This is a genomic window from Thermoanaerobaculia bacterium (assembly GCA_035593605.1).
Taxonomy (GTDB): domain Bacteria; phylum Acidobacteriota; class Thermoanaerobaculia; order UBA2201; family DAOSWS01; genus DAOSWS01.
In genome coordinates, this window is the sequence record DAOSWS010000020.1 from 64,485 (window position 1) to 70,575 (window position 6,091).

5 protein-coding genes are annotated in these 6,091 nt (G+C 47.0%); 1 reads left to right on the forward strand and 4 read right to left on the reverse strand.

What is annotated here, in order from left to right; all coding sequences use genetic code 11:
• The first annotated feature begins 4 nt into the window (after positions 1–4).
• Positions 5–712, forward strand: coding sequence for a signal peptidase I (gene lepB, locus PLD04_10835; protein ID HXK68831.1), 708 nt, complete (start codon positions 5–7; stop codon positions 710–712).
• A gap of 37 nt (positions 713–749) precedes the next feature.
• Here lepB and PLD04_10840 read toward each other — a convergent pair whose 3' ends face one another.
• The 4 genes from PLD04_10840 to PLD04_10855 all read right to left on the reverse strand — a co-directional run.
• A complete protein-coding gene (locus PLD04_10840; protein HXK68832.1) occupies positions 750–1,418 on the reverse strand; it encodes a DUF6498-containing protein in 669 nt (222 codons plus the stop codon).
• Between the two features lie 27 nt (positions 1,419–1,445).
• Positions 1,446–3,029 (reverse strand): hypothetical protein, encoded by a 1,584-nt coding sequence (locus PLD04_10845; GenBank protein HXK68833.1) that lies wholly within the window; start codon positions 3,027–3,029, stop codon positions 1,446–1,448.
• Positions 3,029–5,830 carry a PKD domain-containing protein gene (locus PLD04_10850; protein ID HXK68834.1) on the reverse strand — a complete coding sequence of 934 codons (2,802 nt, stop codon included), beginning with the start codon at positions 5,828–5,830 and terminating at the stop codon, positions 3,029–3,031. Before PLD04_10850 ends, PLD04_10845 begins: the two co-directional genes overlap by 1 nt.
• Positions 5,831–5,865: 35 nt before the next feature.
• A partial coding sequence (locus PLD04_10855) for a hypothetical protein (GenBank protein ID HXK68835.1) occupies positions 5,866–6,091 on the reverse strand: 226 nt, incomplete at its 5' end.

The window sequence follows — 6,091 nt, forward strand, 5'->3', positions numbered from 1 at the left end:
GTGCATGAAGAAGAAAATATCGGGGCGGAGCGAGGACCGCAAGGGAAAGGAAAAGCCAGAGATTTCCAAAACCAGGGAGTACTACGAAGCTCTCCTGGTTGCTGTGATTTTCGCCTCCTTTGTCAAGGTCTTTATCTTTCAGACCTACCAGATTCCAACCCCATCGATGGTCCCCACGATCCTCGTCGGGGATCACATGATCGTCAATAAATTCATCTACCGGGCCCGGGCCCTCCCGTTCATGGAGAACGTCCTTCCCCTGGAGTCCAGGATCGACCGGGGAGACATCGTGGTCATCAAGGGAGTGGAAGACCCAAAGATCCTTCTGGTCAAGAGGGTCATCGGCCTGCCTGGGGAGATCATATCGGGATCCGGAACAACGATCTATATCAATGGAAAACCACTGGAAGAACCTTGGGCGCGCTATGAAGCCGGAGGACGCCCCGGATCGGCCTTTGGTCCCCTGAAGATTGCAAACGGCGCCTACTTCGTCATGGGAGACAACCGCGACAACTCCTGGGACAGCCGGGGATGGGGCACGGTGACAAGGGACCGGGTCATCGGGAAACCCTGGATCACGTACTGGTCCTACGAAGCTCCTCCATATAACCCCAACGCCACTTTCGGCCAAAAGGTGAAAAACTTTCTATCCGTCATCCCGAACTTCTTTACCAAAACCCGCTGGGAACGCACCTTCACGATCCCGAAGTAGATCTGAATAATGCTTCTCGCAGTTGGACGACAGAGGATCAGGGTTGTTGGAGAAACGCTCTCCTGTGTTCCACTCGATGGGTAAAAAGATCGATGCCAAGTTTCAGGAATACAAGCACAAAAGAAAAGGTCGCAGATTCCAGCAAACCAACCCAGGCGACAGAGACAAAAATGGCAATAACGACAATGCAGATCATGGCTGCCATTCGGGCGTAGGGCCAGAATAACAGGGAAACTACGTTGTCTTTCTTGAATTCCTTTCGACCGATATAGTTTATGAAAAAAGAAGTCCCGTGACTGAGAAAGAAAACCAACGAGGCGATGAGGACTCCCGTAGTCACGGACGAAAGGCCATCCATGATCTCCCTGAGACCATCTCCCCCTGCTTCTTTTGCCATGATGCCGGGAAGGATCAGGGAAAATATCCCAAATCCCAGCACCAGGCCGCCATATTTGACCATGAAGAAACCGGAAAGAACAATGGCCCACAACAACCGGGCAGCCCATCCCTCCACCCCGACATGCTTCCCGAACGGTTCTCCCCCGAGACACACGAGAAAGATGCGCCCAAGATTAAAGAACCCGATGATAAAGCCCTCGGCCCAGAGCGTGAGAAGCAATGCAAAGTAACCCCAGGAATAGAGCAGGGTAAGTCCCGCCAGAACGATGTGGGCAATAACCAGGGCAAAAACAGGAAGCGATCGCATGCCTTAAAGGATACCAGTGAATCTTAGCTAATGTATAACTTCCCCTACCAATACCAAGGTACCAAGATAATTCCGTGGTTTCTGAACACTTGATATTGATCTTGGCCCTGGAACTTGAATATTCTCTTCATAAATCACGGAGAAATCCCCATCCATATCCTCGACAATCACTTTCATCGTGTAGGTTCCCGGCTGGATGTCTCGTAAGGGTACGCGGACACTCCAGGTCGTGCAGGGGTCAAAGGGGCGGTCATGACCTCCTGTGCTCGTTGCGGGTTCGCAGTCCTCCTGCACCCTATCGGCGAGGAACTGGTACGCATGATCCAGACGTACAGTGACCTGCTTGATTCCCTCACTGTCCCAGGCCTTACCAGAAACGTTAAAGATACCCCCATCCATCTTCACCGAATAGATTTCACCCTCAGGCAGCTCTGTATCTGGTTTCACCAAAGGGAACTCATAATAGTGGTCTTCACCAGCCACATAAAGAGTTCCATTGGCTGCAGCCATGCCAAACGGGTGGGTGTCCATATCATAAAACTCCCAGTAATCAGCACAACTCCAGTAAATCCCCCAATCCTTGTAGAGATAGGTGTGGGCAATGGAATGAGTGTAATAGGATGACATGTAGATTTCCCCGTTATGTACTACGATCTGTTGTACATCATCCACAGTGTTTTCAGGCGTTAACTCACCGATGGAGCTATCATGAGTGGCTGCATAGGTGCACAGAAAATCACTGAAAAAATACTGGTAGCCGGGATAATGCCACAGTTCCAACATGGCAATTCCTGATCCGGCTATATTACTCGGTTCACCACTCGGTCCTGTCCAATGAGACAAAATCATCTCATCTATTGGTGTGTATGGTCCACTATGTCCACCATAGAATGTCAACCAAAGTCCTTCATTCATAAAACATGGATCAGAGGTAACCGCATCCAGATAGGTAGTGGTGTGTGCAATTAAATCTTGAAAAATAGTAAAGAATTTTCCATCGGTAACAAAATCATTCTGAAATGCTAGAGGTTGGGAGCTTCCTGAACTGCATTCTTCCTCCAAATAGCCACTGACAAAAAAGGAATATTGAAACAGATCATCGCTTGGAACGTGATATCGATAAGCTTTATAGTCGTATGTGTAATTTGGTGTAATCAAGCTAACTGTGCCGGAGAAAAACAGGTAATCACCATAAGCATTAAACTGTCCACGCGGGCTGAATACAGTATTTGAGTTAGCTGAAAAACCACCCTGTATCAGGTTATCCACAAATGAAATATCCTTTTGTAATTGGGGTGATTCGGGTGTTTTCAGATCGTAGATTCGGATACCATTTTGGTCATCTGCGTGATAGTAGTAGATGAAAATATGGTTATTGGCAATAACCGAATTGATCGGGATACTGCTTTCGGAATAGAAGATAATTCCCACCCTCTCAGGAGGGGTCTCCAAAAGATCATATATCTCGGTTTTTGAACTAGAAACTACGTAGAGATACCCACCGCTCGCCCTCACGTCTGATACCAGACTGTACACATTTCCAGCCATCATGAGAAGAGCCAAGATTCCTGCGAACGCAATTACACGGATCGAAAGGAATAGCTGTTTCATTATGGTTGTTGGATGGGAAAGTAGATCGGGTTTCCATTCCGATTGTCGATCACGGAGACAAAGGCGAAATAGCCTCCTTCACAGGCATTATCACCATACGCTTCCACGGTAATTCGGGGAGGGACACCATCTGTGTATTGAAACATATGATCCAGTTGCCGATAGCTGAGTGGTGGGATTTCCAGTGTGTAGAGGCTTACAAATTGAGGAATGAATATCTGCAACGGCTGAAAGCTCATGTTGATAATCCCGACATTGACTCGGACAGGCTGATCATGAAACAGAAAATCGACTGATCCAGCTTCCGCACATCCCAGAAGATCGGAAGGTTTTACAACTGGGATTCGTTGTGCAAGAATCCCCTCCTCATCTGTTGTATTGATTACAGACGCAGCAATAGTCAAAGGAACGGTAGAGCTAATAAGAAGTGCACCACGGGAAGCCTGCTTACCAAAGACTGCCTCAAGGATGTTGTCAAACCGCAGTGACGATTCAGCAGCGATAAACACTTCCGCTGACGCCAACATGCTTGCTCCCCCTCTCTCTTCCATATAGTAGAGATAAACGGGTGCATCACCAGCAACAGCTGAAGCATTGTACATCTGAACCATGGAACTCCAGTAGGAGGCTTTTGATCCATTACCGATACCAGCAGAGGGAAGGATATAGGTATAGGTACCCTGCAAGCTTACTGGAGGTATTTCTGTGTTCTCTATCACCTCAATAATCTTTGTTCTGGATGCTGTTCCAAAAATATTGGTTGCAGAAAGTGTCACCTGATATACGCCCGGCTCCTGAAAAAAGTGGATAGGATTTTCCTCTTCAGACGTAGTTCCATCACCAAAATCCCAATGCCAGCTGGTCGGGTAGTTGTCGGATTGATCAGAGAAACGCACCATCTGTCGAACCATGATATCCAATGAATCGGGCAGAGAAGAAAAATCGACATCTGGGAGTTGCTTGCAGTTAGAAAGATCATACAGAGCCAACCCTGCATCATCCATAGCAACCCATACGTGCGAGTCTTCCATAAAGCAACCACTTGCTATTCCATTGAGAGGAGCCATCCCGATGGCATCAATTCCAAATCCCTGATTCAAGATAGGAAAGATATACAGTTTGTCCACTGCGTCATAGTTGTAATCCACAATGGAAGCCAGAGGATAAACCACAGAAAGATCTCCGTGATAGCTTGCAACCCGCTTGGAAACTACTCCCGGATGTGAACTATTTTGGTGATAGTCAACAGCGTTAAGTTTTCCGGATGAAGACACATATACGTAATGGTCATCTATTTCCACGTTATAGTAGTAGTATTCACCCCACTCCCAGACAAGAAGGGGGTTTCCCAGATCAGAAATATCGAAAACCTTTATTCCAGTATTGAGATCATTGGGAGCAATTACAAGTAACGATTCATAGACAGCAAGATCAAGGCAGGAGTACGGGATGATCAGGAGTTCTGATGGTGATTCAGGTTCGGTGATATCGACGACTTTGACTCCATCGTTTGAACTGAAGAAGAGATGAGAATCATTTGCCTCCATTGCGTTTACACTGCCAAGGTTCATCGTGGCGAGTTGGATACTATTCTGAGGGTCAGAGAGATCATAGATGGCAAGAGACCCTGTACTTGTTTCACAAACGAAAAGATACGGCTCTTGAACCGTCATGATAAAGCGATCATCAACCGGAATTACATCGACCAGGGCAAGATCATAGTCTTCTGATATCTCGTATAGTTTTACCCCGAAAGGATATTCGTTTACTATCAGGATTGATCCCATCTGGATCATGTTCACAACTTCCCCCGGCATAGCAATCGTAGAAATCTGCTCGAGAATCTCAGGATCAGACAAACTGTACAGTGTCAGTCCCTGTGTCAATGAGGAGGCAAAAAGGTAGGAATTGTTATTGTGAAAATCGAGCAAGGGTGTTTCTGCATCAAGCGTTGAAAGGTAGACAGGATGTATGGGATCAGAGCGATCTAAGATGTGGATTCCATTCTCTTCTGTTCCAACGTAGAGATAGTTGCCGAATGAGGTAATGAAATCTGAGGAACCGGTTACCTCTGCATATTCCACCAACTGAGGGGAATCTGGAGCGGAAAGATCGAAAACGCTCACACCATACCCACCCTGTGCAACGTACAGTATCTCATCGTTTAACGTAAGGGCACGTGCTCCTAGAGCTTCAAATACTGTATCTATCAGGATTGGAATAGAGTAGGAAATATCCACGATAACCAGACCATCATTCAAACTTGCAGCATAAAGGTTTAAACCGTGGATAACCATATCGCTTGCAACCGATGGTAGTTGGAGGTCCATCTTAGAGAATGGTGCGTCAGGGTCAGAACAGTCATAGAGGGACAATGTCGAGTATCCTGCTCCCCCACGTGTGAGGATGTAAGCCTGATCGCCATCAAAAAGGACACGGTATGCCTGTTGGGAATCCATCTCAATGCGACCCCGATACTGTGGGGAAAGGGGATCGGATATATCAACCAGCTGAACTCCAGCAAAGCCACAGGCTGAAGCTACAAGATCACCTCTGATGGCAATGTCCTGTATTGAGCTTGGCATCAGTATCTCTGATATTTCTGTTATTGCCTGATTCTCATCAAGCTCACCGCAGATTAGCTTGGCTCCAGAACCATAGATAATGTGATCGCCAGAGGTTCCCACTGCCCTACATGGACCAGCGTTCCACTGCTTCATCAATGTGGGGCAGGACTGAGCCTGAGCCATTATGAAACATGATACAAGCATTAGTGCGATAAATAGGATCGTTGATTTCATCTTCATATGCACCCCCATCAATTACTGATTACTTATTATTGTAGCACTTCCGCTGTTCTTGCCTGCGAAATTACTATTTCCTGCTCATGTATCACCGAAAAATCCCCATCCATATCTTCTGCGATGATTTTCATGGTGTAGGTTCCCGGCTGGATGTCTCGTAAGGGTACGCGGACACTCCAGGTCGTGCAGGGGTCAAAGGGGCGGGAGGTACCCTCAAAAAGTGTGGAAAAAGAGAAAAGCGGCGTGTATCCTGAGGTT

What these genes read in the sequence shown, in the direction of transcription:
- PLD04_10845 (HXK68833.1), bottom strand. Translation starts at nt 3,029, where the DNA reads ATGAAACAGCTATTCCTTTCGATCCGTGTAATTGCGTTCGCAGGAATC.
- PLD04_10840 (HXK68832.1), bottom strand. Translation starts at nt 1,418, where the DNA reads ATGCGATCGCTTCCTGTTTTTGCCCTGGTTATTGCCCACATCGTTCTG.
- PLD04_10850 (HXK68834.1), bottom strand. Translation starts at nt 5,830, where the DNA reads ATGAAATCAACGATCCTATTTATCGCACTAATGCTTGTATCATGTTTC.
- lepB (HXK68831.1), top strand. Translation starts at nt 5, where the DNA reads ATGAAGAAGAAAATATCGGGGCGGAGCGAGGACCGCAAGGGAAAGGAA.